This is a genomic window from Bartonella sp. AP58NXGY, from assembly GCF_042195785.1.
Lineage (GTDB): Bacteria > Pseudomonadota > Alphaproteobacteria > Rhizobiales > Rhizobiaceae > Bartonella.
This window is the reverse complement of sequence record NZ_JBHIOY010000122.1, coordinates 1-990: the sequence shown is the minus strand read 5'-3', so window position 1 is coordinate 990 and position 990 is coordinate 1. Positions and strand designations below refer to the sequence as shown.

At 31.5% G+C, this 990-nt stretch carries 1 pseudogene; it reads right to left on the bottom strand.

Going from position 1 to position 990, the window contains the following annotated elements:
* Positions 1 to 295: 295 nt before the first annotated feature.
* Positions 296 to 925: pseudogene (gene tmk / locus ACFINC_RS09885) on the bottom strand (dTMP kinase).
* Positions 926 to 990: the final 65 nt, after the last annotated feature.

The following is a 990-nucleotide window of genomic DNA, read 5'->3' as shown; positions in this document are numbered from 1 at the left end:
GTGCAGATCTCTACGAGTCGTTCTTATATCGCCATATGAGTATTTCAAGAGAATGAAAATATCATTATCATAACAGAAACTTAATTATTTTTTCAAATAGCTTCCCTCTTCCAAACTTTTCAAAAAAATGCGCTGCAGTTTAATGATCATAAATCGTCTCATTAACATATTAAGATATATAATATTTTTCCAAAACTCTTAAATTATCGCGGACTAACTTTTAAAACTTTAGATTTCACATAGAAACTAGAGCATAAAGGAAAATAGAGCACAGATAAATTTTAAAAATAGGTATTTATTTATCATTAAAACAAGCTTTATCTATATGGTGTCGTATTTGATCATGGATTAAAGAAACAGAGGCGGTTCCATCAATGACGATAAATCGTTCGTCTGTTTCTAACAAAAATTGATAGACTTCATAAACTTTTTTAATAAATGAGAATTTTTCTTCGTATTTTAAGGCTAAACCGTCCCTTTTTTGTAATCGTTCGATAATAGCAGCAGGCGGCAAATGCAGATAAAATGTGATACAAGGTCTTGGGATAAATTGATTCAATTTAATCACACTTTCAAGTGAAAGCCCTCGAGCCTAGAAATAGGCAAGACTAGAATAAACATATCGATCACTGATTAATAAATTCTTCGATGAAGTTAAAGAGGGCTCGATAATTTCAAGCGTATGTTTTCGTCTATCTGTTGCGGCTAAAAGTGCTAAAAGCAATGGATCAATTTGTTTTCCACTCTCTAAATAATTTCTAACCTCTGGGTTATTTCTATACCAATTACTAGGCTGAAAAGTTTGTATGATATGTTTTTCTTGTGAGTAATGACGAGAAATTTCTTTTGTTTGAGTTGTCTTTCCACTCCCATCAAATCCGCATAGAGCAACAAAAGAACCAGCATATTGCTTCGAAGACCACATGGAATTATAAATATCTTTCTTAAGATACACTTTCTCTCCATTCATATAATTTACGTCATTTTACA